Origin of the sequence: Planosporangium spinosum (genome assembly GCF_049999945.1) — a bacterium.
GTDB classification, from domain to species: Bacteria; Actinomycetota; Actinomycetes; order Mycobacteriales; family Micromonosporaceae; genus Planosporangium; species Planosporangium spinosum.
In genome coordinates, this window is record NZ_JBLYUB010000030.1 from 18175 (window position 1) to 41992 (window position 23818).

The window sequence follows — 23818 nt, forward strand, 5'->3', positions numbered from 1 at the left end:
CGTGCAATGTCGCAATCTTTGCGGCATCGGGGCGGGCCGACGCAGCAGTGTTCGCGACATTGCACGGATCTTGCGGAACGGACGGTCAGTCGTGCAGTTCGGTGACCGTGCCGGCGGCGACCGTACGGTTGCCTTCGCGGACCGCGAAGCCCAGCCCGGGGTCCATCGCCACCGGCCGGCTCAGCTCCACCCCCAGCACGACCGTGTCACCGGGCCGGACCATCGGCAGCTCGCCGAGGTCGACCGCACCGCTGACGTCGGTGGTACGGAAGTAGAACTGTGGCCGGTAGTTACCGAAGAACGGGGTGTGCCGGCCGCCCTCGGCCGCCGTGAGCGCGTACAGCCGCGCCGTGAACCGCCGGTGCGGGCGCACCGTCCCGGGCAGCGCGACGACCTGCCCGCGCTGCACCTGGTCGCGCTTGACGCCGCGCAGCAGCACCGCGGCGTTGTCACCCGCCTCGGCCCGCTCCAGCGACCTGCCGAACGTCTCCAGCCCGGTCGCCACCGTTGACAGCGTCTGGCCGAGCCCGACCACCTCGACCGGGTCGCCCACCCGCAGCGAGCCGCGCTCGACCGCGCCCGTGACGACCGTGCCGCGCCCGGTGATCGCGAGCACGTTCTCGATCGGCATCAGGAACGGCTGGTCCAGCTCCCGGGGCGGCACCGGCACGTACCGGTCGACCGCGTCGAGCAGCTCCGCGACCGAGGCCACCCACCGGGGGTCGCCCGCCAGCGCGCGCAGCGCGGAGACCCGCACCACGGGTACCTCGTCGCCGGGGAACCCGTACTCCGTCAGCATCTCCCGCACCTCCAGCTCAACGAGGTCGAGCAGGTCGGGGTCGTCGACGGCGTCGGCCTTGTTCATGGCGACGACCAGGTACGGCACACCGACCCGCCGGGCGAGCAGCACGTGCTCGCGGGTCTGCGGCATGGCCCCGTCCAGCGCCGACACCACGAGGATCGCGGCGTCGACCTGCGCCGCACCGGTGATCATGTTCTTCACGTAGTCGGCGTGACCGGGCATGTCGACGTGCGCGTAGTGGCGGCTGGCGGTCTCGTACTCGACGTGCGCGATGTTGATCGTGATGCCGCGGGCGATCTCCTCCGGCGCGCGGTCGATGCCGTCGAACGACACGAACCGGTTGACCGCCGGGTGACGCTCCGCGAGCACCTTCGTGATCGCCGCGGTCAGGGTGGTCTTGCCGTGGTCGACGTGCCCCATCGTGCCGATGTTGAGGTGGGGCTTGGTACGGATGAACTGGCTCTTGGCCATGGTGACGTCCTTTGCGACGCAACGTGGTCGGCGGGCGGGAGGTACGCGCCGCGGGTGCCACTCCGCGGAGGATCGCGCCAGAACCGCGCGGCCCGGACCGCACCCGAGGGGCGGCTCCGGGACTCAGGCCACCCTCCTCCGTGGGTTCTGCTGGAGCGGGAGGAGGGTCAGCGTCGCGCGCCGCTATCCAGCCGGGCCGGCACGGCAACGACCGGCAGGCACGAACCTGCCGGGTGCGCGATACCGATCACGGCGAACATGGCATCTACCGTAGGGCCGGGCTACCGGCCGGCCAACCGGTTTTCCCGGCCCTGCCCCGGGCGGAGTTGACGGCCGGTCCGCCGGCCGGGAAGGTGACCCGATGGGCAGCAGGAAACCGGGCGGCGACGAGGTACGCGACGAGGTCACCCTGACCAATCTCGACCAGCCGCTGTTCGACGGTGCCGACGCGACCAAGCGGGACCTGGTGGACTACCTGGACGCGGTAGCCGAACGGATCCTCGTGCAGCTGCGGGACCGGCCGCTGTCGGTGGTCCGGGTGCTGCGCGGCCAGGCGCCGTTCATGCAGAAGAACGTCCCCCGGTACACCCCGCCCTGGGTACCGACCGTGCCGCTGTGGGCGGAGGCGTCGCAGCGCGAGGTGTCCTACGCGCTGTGCAACGACCGCCGCACCCTGCTGTGGTTCGCCAACCAGCGCGCCGTGGAGTACCACCCGGCGCTGGTCCGCACCGACCGCCCGCACTCCCCCACCCACCTGGTGCTCGATATCGACCCGCCGGCGGACGGGTCGTTCGGGCTGGCCGTCCGCGCCGCCCACCTGGTCCGCCAGGTCCTGGCCGAGGTTGGACTGGCCGGGCTGGTCAAGACCAGCGGTGCGAAGGGCGTGCACGTGTTCGTGCCGGTCGACCCGCGGTGGGCGGCCGACGACGTGGCCGCGGCGACCCGTGCGGTCGCGGCCCGGGCCGAGCGCCTGGACCCCGCGCTCGCCACCACGGCCTTCATCCGGGAAGACCGGGCCGGCAAGGTGTTCCTCGACTCGACCCGGGCCGGCGGGGCGACCGTGGTGGCGGCGTACAGTCCGCGCGTCCGGCCGGGCCTGCCGGTGTCGTTCCCGGTGGCCTGGGACGACCTCGACCGCGTGACCCCCGCCGACTTCACCGTCCGCACGGTGCCCGGGTTGGTCGCCGGTGACGACCCGTGGGCCGGCCCGGCACTCCGGCCGCAGCCGTTGGACGCCGACCTGGTCGCCGAGGGTCACACGATCCCACCCGCCCGGGTACAGGCGATGCACGAGGGCCGACGGCGGGCCCGCGCCCGCCGCGAGGCGGGCTGACCGCCCGGCGCCGCCCGCTCCTGCCGGCTAGAACCCGCACGTCGTCCCCATCGGACGGTGACGGCCACCGATGATCGGCGGGAGGTGCGCCGGACGTGGCTGCTGAAAGGGACCACGGCTACCGGGAACGCGGCCGGCTCCGGCCGGCCGCGATCCCGACGGTCACCGGACCGGCGGGGTCGCCGACCGTACCGACCCCGCCGGTGACCGGACGGGGCCGCCCTGCGACCCGAACGCGGTCAGGAACCGGTCGCGGAAGGAATCCATCCGCCAGACCGGGGCTCCCGGACCGGGCTTCAGGCCGTCCTGCCAGCCCCACCCGGAGATCCGGTCCAGCACGGCCGGATCCTTGGCGACGATCGTGACCGGTACGTCCCGGCTGGCGCCGATGTCGGTGACGACGGCGGGCTGGTGGTCGCCGAGGAAGACGAGCACGAGGTTGTCGTTGCCGTAGTTCTTCACCCAGTCGATGAGGGTGCCCACCGAGTACGCGATGGAGCGCGCGTACGCGGTGCGGATCCGGGACTGGTCGCGCCACACGTAGTCCGGCTGGTCACCCTCCTTGACCATCGGAGTGAAGACCGAGCCGTCGCCCACGTCGTTCCAGTCGATGGCACGGGGTACCGGCGCCCAGGGCGCGTGGCTGGAGGTGAGCTCGATCTCGGCCATCATCGGCCCCCGGTCCGGCCGGCCGTACTCGAGGCGCTGGAAGGCCGACAGGGTGTACTGGTCCGGCATGGTGCCCAGGGTGAACGCCGGGCCGCGGTACCCGAGGTTCTGCGCGGCGTAGATCTGGTCGAAGCGGTAGAACGCACCCTCCGGCCAGGCCCCGGCCGTGCCCGGCATGACGGCGACCGTTCGCCAGTCGGCGCGCCGGAAGGCGCTGGCCAGCGTCAGCCGGTCGCTCGCGGTGAGCGCGCGGTAGCGCTGCTGACTGTTGATCCACAGGCCGGACTGGAGCGTGGCGTGGGCCGTCCAGCTCGCGCCGCCGTACGTCGACGAGGTGAGGAAGGCGCTGCGGGAAGCGAACCCGGCGGCGGCCAGTTCGCGGGCTCCGTCGTCGAGCACCGGGCCGACGATCGACGCGAGCGCCGGATCCTCCACCGCGTTACGGCCGTAGCTCTCGATGAAAGAGAAGATGACGTCCTTGCCGCGCAGCGCGGTCAGCATCTGGTCACCCGGGGTGTCGCGGAACGCGTCGACGGCCCGCTGCGCGGCGAACACCCGCGGGTCGGTCAGGCTCGTGTGGGCCTGGCGCGCACTGCCGTAGGCCAGCGCCACCGTGCTGCGGGAGGCGACCGGAACGCCCGGGACGAGCTGCGCGCCGAGCAGGGCGCAGGCGATCCAGGCGACCCCGGACACCGCCACGGCGCGGGCCGCGACGGTCCGGTGCCGGGCCGCGAGGCGGCTCAGGCGCTGCACCGACCGGGCCATGAGGACGAGTACGGCGACGGCGAGCGCCCCGACCGCGACCGCGGCGGCGGCCGCGCCGACCCGGCCGGTCGACCGGCCGAGCGTACCCACGGCGTCACCGAGCAGGCCCCAGTCGAGCACCAGGTCGAACGGCCGGCCGAGCGTCGCGTAGAAGCCCAGGTCGGTGAGCTTCAGGATGGTCAGCAGTCCGAGGACCACCCCGGCGACCGCCGCGCCCACCCGTCTCGCCGTCGCCGGCAGGACCAGCAGGAGCGCGACGCCGAGGACCCCCTCCAGCGGGATCTGCACGAGCGCGCCGGGCCGCAGTCGTACGAGCTGGTCGGGAAGGACCAGGGCGACGAACACGAACAGGCCGGCCAGGACGGTGGTCACCCGAGCGACGACCCGACGCGCTCCGGTACGACCGTCGGCCCCGGTGCCCGCGGCACTGTCCTCGGTGGCCCCGTCACCCGCGGCACTGTCCTCGGTGGCCCCGTCACCCGCGGGCTCGTCCCCCGGGGCCCTGTCGCCGTCCACCGTCGGGTGACCCGGTCCGGCAGCGCCGGCCGGCGCCGGTCGCCCACGAAGGTGCGTGAAGAACGACACCGCGAGATCCTTTCTGCGTGCGGTCCGCTACTGGCTGGTGGCTGTCCCGGGTCCGCTCCGGTCAGCAGGCGAATGGGAGATCGGGTTTGCGGGCGGCCCGGCTGGCCTTCGCCGCCAGGTAGCCGGCGTTCGCCGGGGACAGGTACACGCCGGTCGGTACCCGCTCGGTCACCTTCACGCCGAGCCGGCTGAGCTGCTCGTCCTTGTCCGGGTTGTTGGTCAGCAGGGCACAGCGCTCCACGCCGAGGGCGGCGAGCATCTGCGCGGCGGCGGTGTAGTCGCGCTCGTCCTCACCGCGGCCGAGCGCCAGGTTCGCCTCGTAGGTGTCCAGGCCGGCGTCCTGAAGCGCGTACGCGTCGAGCTTCGCGTACAGCCCGATGCCCCGACCCTCCTGCCGTAGGTAGAGCAGGAAGCCGCCGGCATCCGCGATGCGCTCGACCGCCTCGCGCAACTGCGGGCCGCAGTCGCACCGCTGGCTGCCGAGCACGTCTCCGGTCAGGCACTCGCTGTGCGGGCGGACCAGCGGCGCGGGCCCGTCGACCGGGTACGCCTCCGGCGGGCCGGCCCAGTCGCCCAGGCCGATCGCGAGGTGTTCCCGCCCGTCCACCAACCCGTCGAAGGAGAACACGCGCGCGGTCGTGGCGTATCCGTCGGGGAATCGCAAGGGTACGGTCACCTGCGTCCGGATCGTTGCGACCGGCAGCGTCTCATCCATTCGTATCCTCCTTCACACGGGGCTTCTCTGACCGACGGCGACGGGTACCCGGCTCCGGCCGGCGACCACGGGCGTCCGCCAGCTCCGCCACACCCGGCCGATCCGCGGCAGCATCAGGACACCGGCGCCGGGGAGGCTCGACACGAGGACCAGCACCCCGTACGCCACAGCCGTCGCGACGCCCTGCGTGACGGTCAGGCCGGCCGCGCCGAAGGCCCAGGCGGCCACGCCCTCGCGGGGCCCCCAGCCGCCGACGTTCACCGGCAGTCCCATCGCCAGCAGTGCCAGCAGCGTCAACGGTACGAGCCGGGACAGTGGCGCGGTGGCGCCCGCCGCGTACGCCGCGATCACGAACGTCGCCAGGTGACCCGCCACGACCACGACGGACGCCAGCACGATGCCCGGCCAGGTGCCGCGTGCGAGCACCCCCTCGCGCAGGTCCGCCCGGGCCGCACGCAGCGCGCGCGGTAGGCGCGCGAACCGGTCGCCGGTCGCCAGGCGCGACAGCAGCCCACCGCGCGGCGCGGCCCGGGACAGCAGGAACAGGAGCACGGCACCGAGCCCGACCGCCACCACGACCGCGACGGCCGCCGGCAGGTACGCCCGCACCGGCGACGGGAACGCCGTCAGGACGACCACCGCCATCGCGAGCTGGACGGCCTGCCCGGCGGTACGTTCCCAGACCACCGCCCGGATGCCGCGGCCGACATCGCCGGCGTCCCGCCCGTGGCTCACCGCCCGGTGGACGTCGCCGAGCACCCCGCCCGGCAGCGTAGCGTTGAGGAACACCGACCGGTAGCAGTGCGCCACCGCCGTACCCAACGGCAGCCGCACGCCGAGGCCACGGGCGACCAGACTCCAGCGCCACGCACAGCAGACCGTGGTCAGCGCGCCGATGCCGAGCGCCGCGGCGAGCGCCCAGGCGTCGATCTCGCGCAGCCCGGCCAGGAACGGGCCGGTACCGAGACGCCACAGCAGGACGGTGAGGATCCCCACCCCGGCGAGCGGGCGGGCCCAGACCCAGAACGACCGCGTCACCGGGGCACCCGCCCCTGGTGCGAGCGGGATCGGAGAGTCGGTACCGGTACGCCGTGCAACGGGCCTCCTTGGGATGAGCGTCTTCTGCCAGACACGCACCGCCGGCGGCACCGGTTCACGCACAGCCGGCCCACCCGCAGCCGGTTCACACACAGCCGGCGAGGAGGTCGTGGTGGTCGACCACGACGCCGAGCCGGCCCGCCGCGGCCTCCGCCAGACGGCGGGCCGCGTACGCCTCCGCCGGGCCGGCCAGCTCCGGCTGCTGCTCGCACGCCGCGCCCAGCCAACCGTGGAACCACTCGGCCGTCAGGTCGGCCTGGTCCGCGCCGAGCCGCCACGGACTGGACCGGACCGCGACGCCGACGCCGCGCCGGCGGAACGCCTCGGCGCACGCGTCGACCGCGGCCGGTCCGAGCAGGGTCCGGCCGCCGGTGGTCCGGCGCTGATGGGCGTTGAACGCCGCGGCGACCGCCGCGTCCAGTGGGTCGGGGGGTGTCAGGTCCACCCGGCCGATCACCGAGATGGTCAGCAGCGCCGGGCAGCCGGCCTCGACGCAGGCCGCCACGACCCGCTCGACCTCGTCGGCGGTCAGCATGTCCAGCAGCGCCGATGCGGTGATAAGGGAGGCGTCGTGGAGATCGTCGAGTGTCAGCCGGGTGATGTCGCGCTGCCGCGCCTCGACGGTGACGGGTGCGCCGTCGGCGGCCGGACCGATCGGGCCGGCCGTGGCGTGCGCCAGCAGGTCGGGGTCCCGGTCGTACAGGACCCAGTGCTGGGGGCCGGGCAGCCGGGGGGCCAGCCAGCGGGCCATCGATCCGGTACCGCTGCCCAGGTCGTGGATGACCAGCCGGTCGCCGCCCGAGAACCGCCGGCGCAGCGGTTCGACCAGGTCCGCGGCGCGGGCCGCGGCGTCGGCCGGTTCCCGCAGTCGCAGCCACTCCGGGGTGACGATGGGTACGTCAACGGTCATGCGGAGACCTCCATGAGGGTTCGCGAGACGATGTCGGTGGTGACCGCCCAACCGGTGAGCGTGTCGCGCCGGGCGCGGGCCGAACGTCGCAGCTCGCGCCGCACGTCCGGCTCGGTGAGCCAGCGGCGGAGCGCGTCGGCCAGCGCGGCGGCGGGGACCGGGCCGCCGGCGGCCGGTCCAGCGTCCGGGGTGACGAGGATGCCCGGCAGGCTGCCGTCCGGTGCGCGGCCCAGCGCCTCGGGCAGCCCGTTCACGGCCGTCGCCAGGACCGGGACGCCGCGCGCCAGCGCCTCGGTGACCACCATGCCGTACGTCTCGCCGCGCGACGCCAGCACCAGCAGGTCGGCGGCGGCGTACGCGGCGTCGAGCCGGCCGCCGACGCGCGGGCCGACCAGGCGGACCCGGTCGGCGAGCCCGTACCCGTCGATCCGGTGGCGCAGCCGGTCGACGAAGCCGGGATCCCGGTTCAGCGTGCCGACGCAGACACAGCCCCAGCTCAGGTCGGCGACCTTTGCCAGGGCGTCGACCAGTACGTCGTGCCCCTTGTGCGGCGCGACAGCCGCGACGCAGAGCAGCCGCGTACCGGCGTCGGATCCGGAGGCGAGCGGCGCGGGGTCCACCCCGGGGGTCGCGACGTGTACCCGGTCGCCCGCCAGCGCGTAGCGGTCGAGCAGCCGGGCCTTGGTCCAGCCGCTCGTGGTGAGGACCGCGCGCGCGGACGCCAGCGCCCGCCTCTCGGCGTCATCGTCCGCCGGCAGGTGCACAAGGACGACCAGACGCAGCCGGAGCGCCTCGGGTACCAGCACGTCCGGGACGGCCGAGGCGACCAGGCCGTCGAGCAGGACGGTCGCGCCGTCCGGCAGGCCGGCGAGGACGCGGGCGAGTGCGGCGCGCTCCGCGCCGCTCGGCCGGGGCCAGGCGCCGTATACGGCGTGCTCGCGCACCGTCCACCCCGCGGCGGCCAGGCCCCGGCAGACCCGGCGGTCGTAGGCGTTGCCTCCGCTCGGGGTCGCCGGATCGTCGATGTCGTTCGGCAGGACGACGTGGACCTCGGTCGTGGCGAGCGCTCGTGGCTCGCTTCTCATCGCGACCGCTCGCCTCTCATAGTGACCGCTCGCTTCTCATCGCGACCGCTCGCCTCTCATAGTGACCGCTCGTAGCTGGCCCAGGCGACGTGCGACTCGTGCAGCGTGACGGCAATCCCGGTCAGTCCCCGGGCGCCCTCGCCCAGCGCGCCCGCGTGCACCCGCTCGGCCAGCCGGTCGGCGATCAGCCGGGCCAGCCACTCCGTCGACGTGTTGACGCCGGCGAACGCGGGCTCGTCGTCGAGGTTGCGGTAGTTCAGCTCGCCGAGCACGTCGCCCAGCTGCTGGCTGGCCAGACCGATGTCGACGACGATGTTGTCGGCGTCCAGCTCGGCGCGCCGGAACGTGGCGTCGACCACGAACGTCGCGCCGTGCAGGCGCTGCGCGGGGCCGAAGACCTCGCCGCGGAAGCTGTGGGCGATCATGATGTGATCGCGGACCGTCACGCTGAACACGTTGATCAATCTCCGTCGTAGGTGATGAGGTGGCACAGCCCGGGCAGGTCGCCCGAGCTCAAGCGGGAAAGCACGTGGGGCAGCTCGGCGAAGCGGAACTCGTCGGTGATCAGCGCGTCGAACGCGGGATCGCGCAGCAGCTCCAGGGCGAGCGCCAGGCGGTCGGCGAAGGTCCGGCTACCTCGGCGGGCCGGCGAGACGGTACCCACCTGGCTGCTGCGGATGGTCAGCCGGCCGGAGTGGAACGACCCACCCAGGGCCAGGCTGACCTCCCGGTCGCCGTACCAGCTCAGTTCGATGACCGTACCCTCCGGCGCGAGCAGCTCCAGCGAACGCCGCAGCCCGGCCGCGGACGCGGAGGCGTGGACCACGAGGTCGCGGCCGGGCTCGGCGTCGGCCGGCAGCGCGAACTCCACGCCGAGCGCGGCGGCGACGCCCGCCCGGTCCGGGTCGGTGTCGACGAGCTGGACCCGCACGCCGGGGAACCGGGCCAGCAGCCGCGCGACGCAACAGCCGACCATGCCGGCGCCGACCACCGTGACCCGGTCGCCAACCAGCGGCGCGGCGTCCCACAGCGCGTTCACCGCCGTCTCGACCGTGCCGGCCAGCACCGCCCGGGCGGCCGGGACGCCGTCGGGTACCGGTACCACGGCGCTGGCCGGGACGACGTACGCGGTCTGGTGCGGGTACAGGCAGAAGACGGTACGGCCGCGCAGCTCCGCTGGCCCCTGCTCGACGACGCCGACGTTGAGGTAGCCGTACTTCACCGGCGCGGGGAAGTCGCCCTCCTGGAACGGCGCGCGCATCGCGTCGTGCTGGCTCTCCGGTACCTGGCCGGAGAAGACCAGGGTCTCCGTGCCCCGGCTGATGCCGGAGTACCGGGTACGCACGGCGACCTCGTCCGGGCCGGGGGCGGGCAGCGCCACCGGCCGGATCTCGCCCGCGCCGGGCGAGCGCAGCCAGAAGGCGTGGCCCTCGCGCGTCATCGGCGTCCTCCTCTTCTTCCCGAGCCGTGTCGACCTCGTCCCGGACCGTGTCGCCCCCGCCTCGGACCGGGTCGACTGAACCGAACGGCCGATTCTTCCGTGAACACGATCAAGTTGCACCCCCTAGTCACGGAGGCATGGTGCCCGCGGTTCGAAGAGGTCCGATAATCGGGCTGATTGTCCAGGTTTTTGTGTTGGCGGCCCTGGCCGTGACCTGCGGTCTCGGCGCTGCGGGGTGGCTGACCGGCGTCGGGTACGGGCTGGTCACCTGTGCCCTGCTCGTCCGGGGCCTGTCCCGGTCGGGCGCCCGCGGCCTGGGCCCGGCCGACCGGGTGACGCTCGCCCGGGCCACGCTCGTCGGCGGCGTCGCGGCGCTGACCGCGGACCTCTTCGCCCGGCCGGTACCGGTCGGGCCGCTGGTCGCCCTCACCGGCGTGGCGCTCGCGCTGGACGCGGTCGACGGCCGGGTCGCCCGGCGTACCGGTACCGTCTCCGCGTTCGGTGCCCGCTTCGACATGGAGGTCGACGCGTTCCTGCTGCTGGTGCTCAGCGTCCACGTCGCACGCCCGGCCGGCGGCTGGGTGCTCGCCATCGGCGCGATGCGGTACGCGTTCGTCGCGGCGATGTGGGTCCTGCCCTGGATGCGTGCGACCCTGCCGCCGCGGTACTGGCGGAAGGTCGTCGCCGCTACCCAGGGCGTCGCGCTCGTGGTCGCGACCGCCGACCTGCTGCCCCGGCCGCTGACCGCCGTCGCGCTGTTCGCGGCGCTGGTCCTGCTCGTCGAGTCGTTCGGCCGTGACGTGCTGTGGCTGTGGTGGCACCGCTCCGCAGCGGCGCACCGTCCCGCCCGGCAGCACCGCCCCGCCGCACAGCCCGGCCCCGCCGCGGCGCACCGTCCCGCCCGGCAGCACCACCCGGTCCCGCGGCCCCGCCCCGCCCGGCTCGGTCACCGGCGTCAGGCGGTGCCGTCCTGGGGCGGGTCGGGTACCCGGGTACGCAAGCGGCCCGCCATGGGCCGCGTAGCGTGAAGCCCCGGTCAGGGCCGTGATGAGGGAGACGAGGCACGTGAGTCAGTTCGAGGCTGTCCTGTTCGACGCGGGCGACACGCTGATCCGACTCTCCGGCAGCGGCGAGACGTTGCTGCACCGGGCGGCGGGCCGGCTCGGCGCCGGCCCGCTCGACGCCGACGAGGTCGCCCAGGTGTGGCGGCGGGTGCTCGGCCGCAGCAGCACGGCCGAGGAGCTGGCCAAGGGCCGGGACCTGTCGAACACCCGGCACCGCGAGGTGTGGACGGACCTGTACCGCACGGCCGGCTGCGACCGCCTGGCCCCCGGGCTGAGCGAGGAACTGTACGAGCTGACCGTCGACGCGGGCTCCTGGGAGGCGTTCCCGGACACCCCGGCGACCCTGGAGGCCCTGCGCCAGCGGGGCCTGCGGATCGGTGTCGTCAGCGACACCGGCTTCGACCTGCGCCCGGCGCTGGACCGGCTGGGCCTGTCGCCGTTCTTCGACACCGTCGTGATGTCCTACCAGTACGGGGTCTGCAAGCCCGACCCCAAGCCGTTCCTCACCGCCTGTGACCAGTTGGGGGTCCGTCCGGAGCGGACCCTGATGGTCGGCGACAACCCGCTGACCGACTCGGGCGCGGTGGGCGCCGGGATGCACGTGTTCCTGCTGCCACCTCCGGCGCGGACCGGCCCGCGGGGGCTCGGGCACGTGCTGTCGCTGGTCTGACCGGCCGATCAGCTGGCACCGGCCGGCCGCCGCGGGTGAGGCGGCGACCGGCCGGTGGTGGGCGGGTCAGCTCAGGGTCAGCGCGGTGTCGTCGACGACGAACGAGGTCTGCAACGAGCTGTCCTCGGTGCCGGTGAACGTCACCGTCACCGTCTGGCCCGCGAACGACGACAGGTCGTAGCTCTTCTGCACGTACCCGGAGGCCGCGTTGACGTTCGAGAACGTCGCCAGCGTGGTCGAGCCGGCCTTGACGGTGAGCTTGTCGTAGGCCGTGCTACCGCTTTCACCGGTGTCGATGTGCAGCCAGAACGACAGGGTCGCGCGGCAACCGGCCGGGATGGACACGGACTGCGAGACGGTGTCGGTGTGGCTGGAACCGTATCCGTCCATCCACGCGCTCCAGGTACCCGAGTGGGCCGGCTCGCCCTGCGAACCGAACTGGCCGATCACCCCGCTGCTGGCCGTCCACGACGTGTTGCCGGACTCGAAGCCGGGGTTGGCCAGCTTCTGACCCGAGCAGGAACCGCCACCGGTCGGCGAGGCTGTCGGGGTCGGCGAGGCTGTCGGGGTCGGCGACGGCGTGCCGCCGCTGCAGGTCGGGTCACCGGACTGCGCCGGCACGCTGACGGCGTCCCAGGCGGCCTTGACCGCGTTGAACTCGGTGCAACTGGACGGGTACAGGTTCTTGGCCGCCTGCAGCGTCCAGGTGCGGTACTTCAGGTACGAACTGCTCGACGTCTTCATCAGCATCGCGTTGTACATGATCTTGATAGCGTTCTGGATGCCGACGCCGGTCACGTTGCCACCGTTGCAGGTCGGGCTGGCCGGCTGGCCGTTGGTGGGCTTGTTGCCCTCGGCGAGCAGGTAGAACCAGTGGTTGCCGGGGCCGGCGGCGGCGTGCACCTCTTCGCCCGGGGTGCTGCTGGAGTAGCAGTTGTCGTCACCGTTGCGGGACGGGTCGTACATGGTGCGGATCGGGCCGTTGCCGACCAGGTTGATCTCCTCACCGACCAGGTAGTCCGGCGGGTCGTTCGGGTTGTTCATGAACCACTCGGTCGCCGCGCCGATGGTGTCGGCGACGAACTCCTGGGTGTTGCCGCGCGAGATGCCGCCGGGGGTGTTGTCGTCGATGCCGTGACCGAGTTCGTGACCCACCACGTCGGCCGAGCTGATCCACTGCCCGGCGGTGTTCTTGCCGATCTGCACCTGGGTGCCGTCGTAGTAGGCGTTCTGCTGGTTCAGGCCGACCCGGATCGGCCAGGCACCGCCGCTGCCGTTCTGGCCGTTGCGACCCAGCCAGCTCGACAGCATGGCGTTCTGCCGCTGCGCGACGTAGAGGGCGTCGACGCAGCCGGTTTCCTTGTTCGTGCCGACGCCGTTGCCCCAGTCGTTGTCGGAGCCGCTGAACGTCGTGTTGTTGGCGGCGTCCTGGCAGCTCAGGTTGGTGACCGACGGGTCTCTGAGGCTGTACGTGCTGCCGGACTGGGTGGTGTTGAGGCTGACCGAGCCGTAGATCCAACCCGTGCCGGTGCCCGTGACGTCCGTGACGTGCTCCTGCTTGTCCAACACCGCGCCGGTGGTGGCGTCGACGTCGACGGTCAGCCGGCTGTAGCCCTCGGCGCCGGCGCCGGTGAGGGTGGTTTCCCAGGCCAGCCGCGGGGTGTCGGCGAGGGCGTACACCACCAGGCGGGTGTTCTCGACCTCGTTGACGGTGCGCAGCAGGCCGCGGGCGGTGGCCTCCGCCCGGTCGGCGCCGAGCGCGGGCGTGGTGGACAGGTTGGTGATCGTGTGCTGCTGGGCGACCGAGGTGTACCTGGTCTGACCGGTGCCGTCGGTGACCACGACGAAGTCACCGCCGACCACCGGCAGGTCGGCGTAGGTCCGCTCGTAGGGGACGTACTGGAGCCCGTGCGACGAGATCACGGGGCGCTGGATGAACCCGTCCCGGGCGCTGGCGTGCAGGTAATTCGGGCGACTGGCCACCAGCGAGGCCGCCGACTTCACCGCGAGCGAGCGGGCCGTGGCCGCGTCGGGGGCGTTCGGCGACGGCGGGGCCGGTGCGGCGGCGGCGGTACCGGCGACCACCACTCCCGCCGCGAACATTCCCGCGACGGTCACGACGCGTAACGATACTTTCAAGGGTGCGCTCCTGTTCCGGGGCGGTGCGGCGAACCGTCCGGGGCGCCACACCTGGGGTGGGGGGTGAGCCGGCAACATGGCACCGACGAAACAGGCGGGCGGTCCGCCGGGAAGACCACTCCTCTCCGCAACACCACCCGCGGACACCGCATCGCCAGTTCGACATACATGGATACCGGTGCCGAGAAACGTTCCATCAAATTTGGTTGGCGTCAATGCGATGCGCGCTCGCCCCCGATCCATCGAGGGTACTGAATAGGGCTGCCCCGGATCGCGGTCGACCACCGGAGAAGGTTCCCGCGCGACGCGGCCGCCGACGCGGCGGCACGGGGTGCGCGAGATCGCGGGTCAACGATTTAGCACACCGATCAGATACGCCACCGGACGCATCCCGGCTCAATTTGCTAAAGGTCGCCAAACAAGACGTACGGCCACTTCACCATTGGCCACGACATGGCTGGATGCAAATTCTCTGCCGCCTCCGGACTTAACGCTCACTTTGGCCATTGGCCGCCGACGGACGGGGGTACCGGCAAACCCCGGGCGCCGCGCCCGTGAGCACGCGCGGCCGCTCACTCTCCGTGTCTTCGGCGCGCCGACAGGACCGGACGGGGCCGCCCGGAGGATCGGGACGCTCCCAACGTGACATCGCACAGCGGACCCGGCGGCCGCATCCGCTGAATGACCGACCACGTATGGACTAAGAGCCATCAATGGAACAGGGGGTTGCACGTTACCGTGATCGGGGTCACGAACGATGGGCAGATGACGTGGAGACAACCTTCCTGCTGAGAACCCTCGGTCGGCGCGGCGTCCTCAGGCCCGGCCGGCCGGACAAGGTGGTCCGTCAGCTCAACGCCTTGCGGCGATGGAGTTTCACCCTCGCCGGCCAGTTGTATTCGGCCGCCGCCCGCGACCCCGACCGGATCGCGGTGATCGACGAGACCGGCCCGCTGACCTACCGGGAACTGACCGACCAGGCGCAGCGGCTGGCCAACGGCCTACGCGGCCGGCTCGGTGTACGGGCCGGCGACCGCGTGGGGATCCTGTGCCGCAACTCGGTCGCCATGTTGGAGTCCATGCTCGCCACCAGCGCGATCGGCGCCGACCTGGTAATGATCAACACCGGGCTCGGCCCCGGCCAACTGGAGGCGGTCCTGCACGACCAGGCCATCCGCGTGCTCATCCACGACGACGAGTTCTTCGAACTGCTGGCGGCCGTACCACCGCATGTGGCGCGGGTCAGCGCCGACGGCGGCGCGTGGCGGACGAGCCCCACGGTGGCCGGTCTGATCGCGAGCACCGTCGACCCCGACCTGCCGCCACCGGCACGGCCCGGGCGCACCATCATCCTCACGTCCGGCACGACGGGCACGCCCAAGGGCGCGCGCCGGCCGATCCCCGGATTCGATGCGCTCGCCTCGGTCATCGGCCGCATCCCGATGCGCGTGCACGAGCGGATGTTCATCGCCGCGCCCCTGTTCCACACCTGGGGCTACTCCGGCCTCCAGGTCGCCCTCGCACTGCGCGCGACGGTCGCGCTGCGTCGACGCTTCGAGCCGGCCGAGACGCTCGCCGCGATCCGGGAGCATGACTGCCGGACCCTGCTGGCCGTACCGGTGATGCTGCAGCGGCTGCTCGACGCGGTACCGGCGGCCCCGTTCGCCTCACCGCTGAAGGTCGTCGCGAGCAGCGGATCGGCCCTGCCCGCGCCGCTGGTGCCGCGCTTGCTGGCCGTGTTCGGGGACGTCCTCTACAACCTGTACGGCTCGACCGAGGCCGGCTCGGCGACCATCGCGACGGCCCCGGAGCTGCGCGCCGATCCCACCTGCGCGGGCCGCCCGTCACCGGGTACCAGGGTGCTGATCCTCGACCCGGACGGCAACCCGCTCCCACCGATGCACATCGGCCGGATCCTCGTCGGCAGCGAGATGGTCTTCGACGGGTACACCAACGGCGACGCCGGCCGGGAGTCCCGGGACGGGCTGGTCGACACCGGCGACCTCGGGCACCTCACGCCCGACGGGCTCCTGCACGTGGTGGGCCGGGTGGACGACATGGTCGTCTCCGGCGGGGAGAACGTCTACCCGTCCGCGGTGGAGAACACCATCGCCGAACTGCCGCAGGTACGCGACGTGGCCGTCGTCGGCGTCGCCGACGACGAGTACGGGCAGCGCCTGGCCGCCTGGATCGAGCTCTACCCCGGCGAGCACCTCGACCCCGAGGCCGTGCGCGAGTACGTGCGCCGGGCGATGGCCCGGTTCAGCGTCCCGCGCGACGTGTACTTCGTCGCCGAACTGCCGCGCAACGCGACGGGCAAGGTCATGCGCCGCTACCTGACCGCCCCGCCCGGTGTGCCGTACCCGACCACCCCGCCCGGTGCGCCGACGAACCCGCCACCCGCGCGGTCCGGGTCGGCCTGGATGCCCGGCGCCAACGACGTGACGAGGCACCTGCCGCACCTCGCGAACTGACCGCACCGCGCTCCCCCTCCCGGGTCCGGTACACCGGCCTGCGCCACCTGCCTCGCCCGGCCATGGCCCTCCCTCCGCCCGGTGACGCCGACCGCCGTCCCGCCCACGACAGCGCGTGGCCGGAACCTCACCGGCACCGGCGGAGAGTGTCAACGGTCGGCCTCGGGCCGGCGTGACCGGTCTCGAGCCGGTACCGCATCGCGGCATCCATCCGGCGGTGCGGACGTCGCGCGCGGATGATCGACCGCATCACCGTCGCCGGCACCCGGCCGTCGGCGCGCCCAGCGCCGGGCGGACGGCGCTGCGGACAGCGCCCGGGCCAGCGGCGCCGTGGTGGCGGTGGTGAGCAGCGCGAGCAGGACCAGCATCGTGAAGCCGGTGCCGTTGATGAGCCCGTTCTGCATGCCGACCGTCGCGATGATGATCTCGGTGACGCCACGGCAGTTCATCAACGCGCCGAAGTACAGGGCCTGCTTCGCCGGCAGGCCGATGCGCCGGGCCGACAGCGTGCCGCCGAGGATCTTCGGGGCCGCCGCCACCACGAGCAGCAGGCCGAGCAGCCACCAGTGGCGTGCGTCGAGGCCCAGCGTGCCCAGATCGGTGTGCAGGCCGGCGCTGGCGAAGAACAGCGGCAGCAGCACCGCGCCGACGAAGCCGCGGAGCCGGTCGACGCCCCGGTCGACCGCGGCGCTGTGGCGCGGCAGGATCGCGCCGAACCCGAAGGCGCCGATGGCCGCATGCAGGCCGATCAGCTGGGTCACGGCGGCGAACCCGATCGCCCCCATGGCCAGCAGCATCGGCACCAGGTCGGCGCTCCGCTCGGGATCGGGCCCCGCGCCCGGCTCGGATCCGCCGTCGGGTCGGCGTGCCCGCTCCGATCCGGAGCGCCGCTCCAGACGGCGGACCAGGCGCGCCAGCCCGGGCCGGACCACCAGCACCGTGAGCAGGGCGACGGTGACGATCAGGCTGACGCTGAGCGCCAGCTGCCGGCCGGAGCCGGAGGCGCGGACCGCGAGCAACGCGGTGAGCACCAACCATCCGCCGCCGTCGCCGACGGCGGCGCAGGTGATCGCGAGCCGACCGGCCGCACTCCCGGTCGCCCGGGTGTCGGCGAGCAGCCGGGCGAGCACCGGCAGCGCCGTGACGGCGATCGTGAGCCCGAAGAAGATGGCGAACTCCACACGCCCGGAATCCGGGCCGGCGAACACCGGGTAGAGCGGCAGCCCCGCGATCACACCGACCACGGCCGGCAGTCCGATCGAGCCGGCGACCCCCTTGCCGATGGCGCGGTCCGGCAGCCGGGTCGCGCTTGCACCGAGCTCCCGCCCGGTCAGGAACATGAACATGACGAGTCCGAGCTGCGCGGCCATGTTCTCGGTGCGTGCCACGTCGCCGCCGAACAGCCAGTCGGCCGCGGCGGGCCAGAGCGCGCCCAGCGCCGACGGGCCGAGCAGCAGGCCGCCGACGATCTCGCCGACCACGGCCGGCTGGCGCAGCCGGGTGGCGAGCGCACCGCACAGATGGCAGACCGCGACGGTGACCGCCACGGCTGCGAGCAGTCGCGTGACCGGCTCCGCGCCGTAGGGCAGCGACCGGGTGACGGACGGGCCGGCCCCGACGACGAGCACCAGGCTCAGCGACGCGGTGGCCAGGGCGATCCCCCAGCCGGCGAGCCACCAGCGCCGCCCGGTCAAGTGATCACTCTCCCGGACGGCGCGACATGCAGCGACGTGAGGTCGGCGTCGGTGACGGGCGCTGCCGCGTCGTCGAGGCCGAGCGCCTCCCTGAGCATCCGCACCGACGCCGTGCGCGGCCGGCGCCGGTCATTCTGTTCCAGCCGGCGGACGGTGTGCGCGGTCAGCCGGGCGCGGGCGTTGCCATCAGGATCACTGCTGCAACTAAGAATCGACATGTTTCTACCATCGTCAATGGTGGCACCGGCTCACCACGCCGGCACAGTATGACCATGTCACGTCTGAGCCGGCGTGACGAGGAGTCAACCTGCCCTGCACCGCCCCGAATAGACACGTTAGACGGAGATGGACCATGGTGCTTCTTGCTCAGGAGCCGCACCGCTCGGCGTGCGGCCACACCATGGCCCGCGCCTCCTACCGGCGGCGGCTGACGCGTAAGGTGAGCTGAGTCGTACGCGCGGTGCAGCCGACCGACAGGGGGACGGGCGATGGCGAGCGTGTTCGTGACCGGCTCGGCCGACGGCATCGGCGCGGAGACGGCCCGGCTCCTGGTGGCCGGCGGGCACCGGGTGGTGCTGCACGCCCGCGATGAGCGGCGCGCCGCGGCGGCGGAGGCCGCGGTGCCCGGTGCCGCCGGGGTCGCCGTCGGCGACCTGGCCTCACTGACACAGACCCGGGGCCTGGCCACAGCCGCCACCGATCTCGGCCCCTACGACGCGGTGGTGCACAACGCGGGCATCTCCGGACCGCGCCGGCGCACCACCACCGAAGACGGGCTGGAGCAGACGTTCCAGGTGAACGTGCTCGCCCCGTACCTGCTGACCGCGCTCATGCCGCTGCCCGACCGGCTGATCTACCTCACCTCCGGCATGGCCTCCGGCGGTGTCGTCGACCTCGACGACCTGCAACGCGAACGCCGGCGGTGGGACGCGACCGGGGCGTACTGCGACTCCAAGCTCTGCGACCTGGCGCTGGCCTTCGCGGTGGCCCGGCGCTGTCCGCAGGTGCTCAGCAACGCGGTCTGCCCGGGCTGGGTACGGTCGCGGATGGGCGGGCCGAGCGCCCCGACCGACCTGCGCACCGGTGCGGCCACCCAGGCCTGGCTGGCCGCCGCCGACGACCCGGCCGCCCGGATGACCGGCCGGTACCTGCGCCACATGCGCCTGCTGGACCCGCCGCCGGCGGCATCCGACAGCGCCGTCCAGGATGGACTGCTCGCCGCCTGCGCCCGGCTCGGCAAGGTGGAACTGCCCGGCTGACCGCCATCGGGCGACCCGGCGCGCCCCGCCGGCCGACGTTCGCGTCGGTGACAGCCCTGCCGTGCCACCCGGGCACTTCCCGGCCGCCGCACCACGCGGTGTTCGGCCGACTTGACGAAAACTACGGCCGTACTGTGCCGGGACCGCCCCGGCGCGATCACATTCGTTGACGCTCCCGCCGGCCGCCGTGAGACTCGGCGAATAACCAAGGAAACGTCGGCCGTCCCCGGCCGACGGATTACTGGCAGCGTTTGCCACGGCGGCGGGAGCGACCATGACGGGCCTCACCCTCGGATCAATTGACCTCGGCTCGGGCGATGGTTCTTCCGCACCGCACGGCGAATGTTGCCCTCCCGCGCCCGGGAAGGAAGGAATGCGAATCACCAAGCACGTGGTCGATTCGGTGACCGTGGTGGGTCTGATCGGCGAATTGGACGCCCGGACGGCACCACTGGCCCAGGAACAGCTCTCCGGCGCCCTACCCGACGGCACGCCGGCACTGCTCGACCTCAGCCGGGTCGGCTACGTGTCCAGTGCCGGCCTGCGCACCATGCTGATGGTGTACCGGCGGGCCCAACGCACCGGCACGCCGATCGTCCTGGTCGGAGCGTCCGAGACGCTGCGCGGCATCCTGTCCGCCACCGGATTCCTGCGTTTCTTCGAGGTGGCCTCGACGATTCCGGGCGGAATTGCCGCACTACGCGCCGGATGATCCGCGTCACCCCGCCGGCGAACCATCGAGAAAAGGAGACCCCGATGCCTCTGGAAACCACTCTCAGCACCAGGGAAGAAACCGCCATCATCACGCTCAACGGCGATCTGGACGCGTCCGGCGCACCCATTCTGCAGGAGAAGATCGAGCGGGCGGCGGAACAGGACCCGAAGTGTCTGGTACTCGATCTGACGAAACTCGACTACCTCTCCTCGGCCGGCCTGCGCCAACTGGTCTACGCCCAGCAGAAATTGAACGACGACGTGCGGATCGTCCTGGTCGGCGCGAATCCCCGGGTGACCCAGACGATCCAGCTGGTCGGCTTCGACCAGAGCGTCACGCTGACGGACTCCCTTCCGGAGTAGTGCGGATGCGGGCCATCACGGTGCCGGCCGTGGTCGAGTCGCTGGGGCCGGTCAACACCCTCGTGCGTGATCTGGTCGCCGCCGCGGGACTGGACCCGTCGACGGCGTACCGGCTACGGCTGGCCACGGAGGAACTGTTCGTCAACATCGTCCGACATGGCTATGGCCGGCGGCACCCGGACGGTCGGATCGTCGTGGAAGGCGGGCTGGCCGAGGACCGGGCCTGGATCAGGTTGATCGACAGGGCACCGCCGTTCGATCCGTTCCAGGCGCCGGCCCCGACCGAACTGGACCGGCCACTGCAGGAACGCGAGCCGGGCGCACTCGGCTTGTATCTGACCCGACATGCCGTGGACGCGGCATCCCATGAGTACGTCGATGGCGCCAACCGGACCACCGTCGTCATGTGGCGGGGGCGGGACGACGACGGGGATGGGTGGGACGACGATGGTCGGGACGACACTGATCGTGAGTGGGTGTAGCGCGTCGGCACGGGAACTGTGGCAGATCCTCACCGACGACGGGATACCGGCGCAGCTACGCACCCCGCACTCGCTCCTCGTCGACCGGTGGCCGGTCGGCAGCACACCGGACACGCTGCTGGTCAACGCCGCGATAGACACCGCCACGATCCGCGACCTGGTGGCGCGGATCGTGGCGGACATCGGCCGGCCGCCGGCCGTGGTGTCGTTCGCCGCGCACGACTGCGCCGAACTGGCCACGCACGTCGCGGACGGCCGTGACTACCTGATCGGGCCGTTCCGGCCGCACCTGGTACGCGGCCGGCTCGCCACCAGCCGTCACCACCGCGACCTCAACCTGGCGCTGAGCGAGATGCGGGCCACGGCCGACCGGCGCGGCCTGGAACGGGAACTACGGATCGGCCGGGAGATCCAGCGGGGCTTCCTGCCGGAGACCCTGCCGTCGATCGCGGGCTGGGACATCGCGGCCTGCTTCCAGCCGGCCCGCGAGGTGAGCGGCGACTTCTACGACGCCTACGACGTCATCAACGGCGACTTCCTCGGCTTCGCCATCGCCGACGTGTGCGACAAGGGCATCGGCGCGGCCCTGTTCATGGCGCTGATCCGCAGCCTGCTGCGACAGGCCGCGATGGCCGACCGGACGGTGCGCGAAGAACCGCACCCGGACGCGCCCGGCCCTGCCGCGTGGCCGCTGGCCACCTCCGGTCTCGCGCTGCACGCGGTGCGTACCACCAACGACTATCTCACCGCGAACCACCTGCACCAGGCGTACTTCGCGACGTTGTTCTTCGGGGTGGTCGACCCGCGCACCGGCGACCTGGTCTACATCAACTGCGGCCACAACCCGCCGATCCTGCGCCGCGCCCGCGGCGACCAGTACCCTCTGCTGCCCACCGGGCCGGCGCTCGGCCTGATGGACGACGCCCACTTCGAACTGGGCCGCGCCACCCTTCACCCGGGCGACCTGCTCTTCCTCTACACCGACGGGGTGCCGGAGGCGAAGGGCCCGGACGGGCGGTTCTTCGGCGAGGAGCGCATGCGGCGGATGCTCGCCGAGCCCGGTACCGCCGCGGCGGTCGTGGAGCGCTTCGCGGACGCGGTGCGCACCCACTCCGGCACCGCGGAGCAGTTCGACGACGTCACCATGCTCGGCCTGCACCGGCAGACGGCGGCCGAACACCTCGACCCGTCCGCCCGAACGCCGACGGGCGCCCTCACGGGAGGAACCTGAGCGACCGAAGTGGAGCGAGAAATGAACGTCCTGCTGTTGTCCTGGGAGTACCCGCCGGTCATGGTCGGCGGGCTGGGCCGGCACGTCTACGCCCTGTCCAAGGCGCTGGCGGCCGCCGGCCACACGGTGACGGTGGTGACCCGGCACGCGCCGGGCGCACCGTGGGACGAGCACCGCGAAGGGGTACGCGTGGTGCGGGTGCCGGAAGACCCGCCCCTGGTACCGCTGACCAACAGCAACCTGCTGACCTGGGCGGTCTCGTTCAACCACACGCTGACCCGGGTCGCGCTGCGGGTCGCCGCGCAGACCCCGGTGGACGTGGTGCACGCGCACGACTGGCTGGTGGCGCACAGCGCGATAACCCTGCGCGCACAGCTCGGCCTCCCGCTGGTCACCACGATCCACGCCACCGAGGCAGGCCGGCACCAGGGCTGGCTGCCGAAGGACCTCAACAAGTCGGTCCACTCGGTGGAGTCCTGGTTGGCCGGCGAGTCGGACCGGGTGGTGGTCTGCTCGCACTACATGCGCTGGGAGGTCAACCACCTGTTCGGCGTGCCACCCGACCGGATCGACGTCATCCCCAACGGCGTGGAGCCGCAGTTGTGGCAGGTCGATCAGCACGCGGTGGACTCCGCGCGGCTACGCTACTCCGGTGCCGGTCCGCTGCTCGGCTTCGCCGGCCGGCTGGTGTACGAGAAGGGCGTGCAGGATCTGATCACCGCGCTGCCGGAACTGCGCGCGCTGCACCCCGGCCTGCGTCTGGTGGTCGCCGGCGACGGGCCGCACCGCCCGGAACTGCAGGAGCAGGTCGGCCGGCTGAACCTGCACCGGGTGGTGTCGTTCGCCGGATTCCTCGGTAGCGGGTTGGCACCGGTGATGGCGGCTGCCGACACCATGGTGGTGCCGTCGCTGTACGAGCCGTTCGGCATGATCGCGCTGGAGGCCGCCGCGGCCGGCACCCCGGTCGCCGCGGCGTCCACCGGGGGGCTCAAGGAGTTCGTCGAGCCGGGCCGTACCGGCATGACCTTCATCCCGGGCGACTCGGCCGCGCTGGCCCGGATGGTGTCGCGCCTGCTGTCCGACACCGAGGGAGCCCGGCGCATGGCGCGCACCGCCAACCGTGTGGTCATCGACCGGTACTCCTGGGACGCGATCGCGGCCCGCACCGCCCGACTGTACGGGCAGGTCGCGGGCTCGACCGCGGCGGTGACCGGACCGGTCAGCGGCCCGGGCCGGCCGAAGATCGTCGTACCGGACGGCAACCTGCTGCAACGGCAGGTCGCCTGAGGCCCATCTCCGGGCACACGGGCAGGGCCGGTGGGTGGTGACGCACGCACCGGCCCTCCTCGTATGCCGCCCCTGCCGTACCGACGACGGGGAACGACGGCGGGGAACGACGGCGGGAAACGACAACGGGCAAAGATCGGTAGAGCGAGCGGCGGGAAACGACGATCGGCCCGGCGGCACCGGATCCCTCCGGTGCCGCCGGGCCGAACCGCCGCGCCCGCCTCACACGGTGGCGTCGCCCTGCCCGCCCGGCAGCCGATCGCTGAACTCCAGGCTGTAGTGGAAGCCGACCAGCCGGATCGTGCGCTGGATGGTCTCGTTGGCGCCGACGAGCGCGATCGACACGCCCGCCGGCAGCTTCTGCCGGGTGTACGCCAGCATCCGCAGGCCGCCGGAGGACAGGTAGCCCACCTCGCTCACGTCCAGGACGAGGTGCTCGACGGTCGACTCCACCGCCCGCTCGACCTGCTGCCGGAACTCCGGGGCGCTGACCGCGTCGAGCACCCCGGCCAGCGTGATCACCACGACGGTCCCGCTGCGTCGCAGGGAGGCCCGGAAGCTCACCGA

General features: G+C 72.7%; 21 protein-coding genes and 1 pseudogene. 10 read left to right on the top strand and 12 right to left on the bottom strand.

The window, feature by feature from the left end; genetic code table 11:
* Positions 1-85: 85 nt before the first annotated feature.
* A complete protein-coding gene (gene tuf / locus ACNTMW_RS28840; protein WP_426637051.1) occupies positions 86-1273 on the bottom strand; it encodes an elongation factor Tu in 1188 nt (395 codons plus the stop codon).
* A 361-nt stretch (positions 1274-1634) separates the two neighbouring features.
* Between tuf and ligD the strand changes: the two genes are divergently transcribed.
* The gene (gene ligD / locus ACNTMW_RS28845; RefSeq protein WP_426637052.1) at positions 1635-2606 is read left to right on the top strand and encodes a non-homologous end-joining DNA ligase; all 972 of its coding nucleotides are present in this window, start codon (positions 1635-1637) and stop codon (positions 2604-2606) included.
* Between the two features lie 162 nt (positions 2607-2768).
* Here the strand turns inward: ligD and ACNTMW_RS28850 are convergent, their stop codons facing one another.
* The 7 genes from ACNTMW_RS28850 to ACNTMW_RS28880 all read right to left on the bottom strand — a co-directional run bounded on the left by ACNTMW_RS28850 (position 2769) and on the right by ACNTMW_RS28880 (position 9874).
* On the bottom strand, positions 2769-4625 hold the full coding sequence (locus tag ACNTMW_RS28850) for a sulfatase-like hydrolase/transferase (protein WP_426637053.1): 1857 nt from the start codon (positions 4623-4625) through the stop codon (positions 2769-2771).
* A 61-nt stretch (positions 4626-4686) separates the two neighbouring features.
* Positions 4687-5340: a GTP cyclohydrolase II gene (locus tag ACNTMW_RS28855; RefSeq protein WP_426637054.1), complete on the bottom strand. Its 654-nt coding sequence runs from the start codon at positions 5338-5340 to the stop codon at positions 4687-4689.
* A gap of 12 nt (positions 5341-5352) precedes the next feature.
* Positions 5353-6378: a lysylphosphatidylglycerol synthase transmembrane domain-containing protein gene (locus tag ACNTMW_RS28860; RefSeq protein WP_426637055.1), complete on the bottom strand. Its 1026-nt coding sequence runs from the start codon at positions 6376-6378 to the stop codon at positions 5353-5355.
* Positions 6379-6523: 145 nt separating this feature from the next.
* The gene (locus tag ACNTMW_RS28865) at positions 6524-7348 is read right to left on the bottom strand and encodes a class I SAM-dependent methyltransferase (protein WP_426637056.1); all 825 of its coding nucleotides are present in this window, start codon (positions 7346-7348) and stop codon (positions 6524-6526) included.
* Entirely contained in the window at positions 7345-8433 is a 1089-nt protein-coding gene (locus ACNTMW_RS28870) for a glycosyltransferase family 4 protein (RefSeq protein WP_426637058.1), read from the bottom strand. The genes ACNTMW_RS28865 and ACNTMW_RS28870 overlap by 4 nt, the downstream gene beginning before the upstream one ends.
* 56 nt (positions 8434-8489) lie before the next feature.
* On the bottom strand, positions 8490-8888 hold the full coding sequence (locus ACNTMW_RS28875; RefSeq protein WP_426637059.1) for a 6-pyruvoyl trahydropterin synthase family protein: 399 nt from the start codon (positions 8886-8888) through the stop codon (positions 8490-8492).
* 5 nt (positions 8889-8893) lie between these two features.
* Positions 8894-9874, bottom strand: a complete 981-nt coding sequence (locus ACNTMW_RS28880; protein WP_426637060.1) for a zinc-dependent alcohol dehydrogenase — start codon at positions 9872-9874, stop codon at positions 8894-8896.
* A 137-nt stretch (positions 9875-10011) separates the two neighbouring features.
* On the opposite strand from ACNTMW_RS28880, the pseudogene ACNTMW_RS28885 reads away from it, so the two are divergent.
* Positions 10012-10755 (top strand): annotated as a pseudogene (locus tag ACNTMW_RS28885) (CDP-alcohol phosphatidyltransferase family protein); the annotation flags it as partial.
* Positions 10756-10939: 184 nt separating this feature from the next.
* On the top strand, positions 10940-11608 hold the full coding sequence (locus ACNTMW_RS28890) for an HAD family hydrolase (protein WP_426637061.1): 669 nt from the start codon (positions 10940-10942) through the stop codon (positions 11606-11608).
* Between the two features lie 66 nt (positions 11609-11674).
* Here the strand turns inward: ACNTMW_RS28890 and ACNTMW_RS28895 are convergent, their stop codons facing one another.
* Positions 11675-13711, bottom strand: a complete 2037-nt coding sequence (locus ACNTMW_RS28895) for a M4 family metallopeptidase (RefSeq protein WP_426637117.1) — start codon at positions 13709-13711, stop codon at positions 11675-11677.
* A gap of 806 nt (positions 13712-14517) precedes the next feature.
* On the opposite strand from ACNTMW_RS28895, the gene ACNTMW_RS28900 reads away from it, so the two are divergent.
* On the top strand, positions 14518-16221 hold the full coding sequence (locus tag ACNTMW_RS28900) for an AMP-binding protein (RefSeq protein WP_426637062.1): 1704 nt from the start codon (positions 14518-14520) through the stop codon (positions 16219-16221).
* Positions 16222-16370: 149 nt separating this feature from the next.
* Here the strand turns inward: ACNTMW_RS28900 and ACNTMW_RS28905 are convergent, their stop codons facing one another.
* Together ACNTMW_RS28905 and ACNTMW_RS28910 are read right to left on the bottom strand one after the other, a co-directional pair.
* Complete coding sequence (locus ACNTMW_RS28905) at positions 16371-17915, bottom strand: cation:proton antiporter (RefSeq protein ID WP_426637064.1); 1545 nt, start codon at positions 17913-17915, stop codon at positions 16371-16373.
* The gene (locus tag ACNTMW_RS28910; RefSeq protein WP_426637065.1) at positions 17912-18133 is read right to left on the bottom strand and encodes a hypothetical protein; all 222 of its coding nucleotides are present in this window, start codon (positions 18131-18133) and stop codon (positions 17912-17914) included. The genes ACNTMW_RS28905 and ACNTMW_RS28910 overlap by 4 nt, the downstream gene beginning before the upstream one ends.
* A 270-nt stretch (positions 18134-18403) precedes the next feature.
* Here ACNTMW_RS28910 and ACNTMW_RS28915 point away from each other — a divergent pair, with 270 nt between their 5' ends.
* The 6 genes from ACNTMW_RS28915 to ACNTMW_RS28940 all read left to right on the top strand — a co-directional run bounded on the left by ACNTMW_RS28915 (position 18404) and on the right by ACNTMW_RS28940 (position 23251).
* Positions 18404-19174, top strand: a complete 771-nt coding sequence (locus ACNTMW_RS28915) for an SDR family NAD(P)-dependent oxidoreductase (RefSeq protein ID WP_426637066.1) — start codon at positions 18404-18406, stop codon at positions 19172-19174.
* 274 nt (positions 19175-19448) lie between these two features.
* Complete coding sequence (locus tag ACNTMW_RS28920) at positions 19449-19886, top strand: STAS domain-containing protein (RefSeq protein ID WP_426637067.1); 438 nt, start codon at positions 19449-19451, stop codon at positions 19884-19886.
* 44 nt (positions 19887-19930) lie between these two features.
* A complete protein-coding gene (locus tag ACNTMW_RS28925; RefSeq protein WP_426637069.1) occupies positions 19931-20251 on the top strand; it encodes an STAS domain-containing protein in 321 nt (106 codons plus the stop codon).
* A gap of 5 nt (positions 20252-20256) precedes the next feature.
* Entirely contained in the window at positions 20257-20733 is a 477-nt protein-coding gene (locus tag ACNTMW_RS28930; protein WP_426637070.1) for an ATP-binding protein, read from the top strand.
* A complete protein-coding gene (locus tag ACNTMW_RS28935) occupies positions 20720-21964 on the top strand; it encodes a PP2C family protein-serine/threonine phosphatase (RefSeq protein ID WP_426637071.1) in 1245 nt (414 codons plus the stop codon). The genes ACNTMW_RS28930 and ACNTMW_RS28935 overlap by 14 nt, the downstream gene beginning before the upstream one ends.
* A 21-nt stretch (positions 21965-21985) precedes the next feature.
* Positions 21986-23251 (top strand): glycosyltransferase family 4 protein, encoded by a 1266-nt coding sequence (locus ACNTMW_RS28940; RefSeq protein ID WP_426637072.1) that lies wholly within the window; start codon positions 21986-21988, stop codon positions 23249-23251.
* Between the two features lie 222 nt (positions 23252-23473).
* On the opposite strand, the gene ACNTMW_RS28945 is transcribed toward ACNTMW_RS28940, so the two are convergent.
* Positions 23474-23815, bottom strand: a complete 342-nt coding sequence (locus tag ACNTMW_RS28945) for an STAS domain-containing protein (RefSeq protein WP_426637073.1) — start codon at positions 23813-23815, stop codon at positions 23474-23476.
* Positions 23816-23818 lie beyond the last annotated feature (3 nt).

Coding starts and splice junctions, on each gene's coding strand:
- tuf (WP_426637051.1), bottom strand. CDS start 1,273: ATGGCCAAGAGCCAGTTCATCCGTACCAAGCCCCACCTCAACATCGGC.
- ligD (WP_426637052.1), top strand. CDS start 1,635: ATGGGCAGCAGGAAACCGGGCGGCGACGAGGTACGCGACGAGGTCACC.
- ACNTMW_RS28855 (WP_426637054.1), bottom strand. CDS start 5,340: ATGGATGAGACGCTGCCGGTCGCAACGATCCGGACGCAGGTGACCGTA.
- ACNTMW_RS28865 (WP_426637056.1), bottom strand. CDS start 7,348: ATGACCGTTGACGTACCCATCGTCACCCCGGAGTGGCTGCGACTGCGG.
- ACNTMW_RS28870 (WP_426637058.1), bottom strand. CDS start 8,433: ATGAGAAGCGAGCCACGAGCGCTCGCCACGACCGAGGTCCACGTCGTC.
- ACNTMW_RS28880 (WP_426637060.1), bottom strand. CDS start 9,874: ATGACGCGCGAGGGCCACGCCTTCTGGCTGCGCTCGCCCGGCGCGGGC.
- ACNTMW_RS28895 (WP_426637117.1), bottom strand. CDS start 13,711: ATGTTCGCGGCGGGAGTGGTGGTCGCCGGTACCGCCGCCGCCGCACCG.
- ACNTMW_RS28910 (WP_426637065.1), bottom strand. CDS start 18,133: ATGTCGATTCTTAGTTGCAGCAGTGATCCTGATGGCAACGCCCGCGCC.
- ACNTMW_RS28915 (WP_426637066.1), top strand. CDS start 18,404: ATGGCGAGCGTGTTCGTGACCGGCTCGGCCGACGGCATCGGCGCGGAG.
- ACNTMW_RS28920 (WP_426637067.1), top strand. CDS start 19,449: ATGACGGGCCTCACCCTCGGATCAATTGACCTCGGCTCGGGCGATGGT.
- ACNTMW_RS28925 (WP_426637069.1), top strand. CDS start 19,931: ATGCCTCTGGAAACCACTCTCAGCACCAGGGAAGAAACCGCCATCATC.
- ACNTMW_RS28930 (WP_426637070.1), top strand. CDS start 20,257: ATGCGGGCCATCACGGTGCCGGCCGTGGTCGAGTCGCTGGGGCCGGTC.
- ACNTMW_RS28940 (WP_426637072.1), top strand. CDS start 21,986: ATGAACGTCCTGCTGTTGTCCTGGGAGTACCCGCCGGTCATGGTCGGC.